Annotated in this window: 1 protein-coding gene; it reads left to right on the forward strand. The window is 69.6% G+C overall.

Features of this window, described 5'->3' with window-relative positions; genetic code table 11:
- The coding region (gene pgk, locus ASC76_RS23620; protein WP_082549431.1) for a phosphoglycerate kinase at positions 1 to 247 on the forward strand (247 nt) is incomplete at both ends.

Genomic DNA, 247 nt, shown 5'->3' on the forward strand with positions numbered 1-247 from the left:
CGGCGTCAGCGTCGCCCCCGGCCAACTCGTGATGCTCGAGAACTGCCGCGTCAACCCGGGCGAGAAGAAGAACGACGAGGGTCTGTCCCGCAAGATGGCGAAGCTCTGCGACATCTTCGTCCACGACGCCTTCGGCACCGCGCACCGCGCCGAGGCCTCGACCTACGGCATCGCCCAGTACGCGCCGATCGCCTGTGCCGGCCCGCTGCTGGCGGCCGAGATCGACGCGATCACCAAGGCCCTGGCC

Source organism: Rhizobacter sp. Root404, assembly GCF_001425865.1.
Lineage (GTDB): Bacteria > Pseudomonadota > Gammaproteobacteria > Burkholderiales > Burkholderiaceae_C > LMDS01.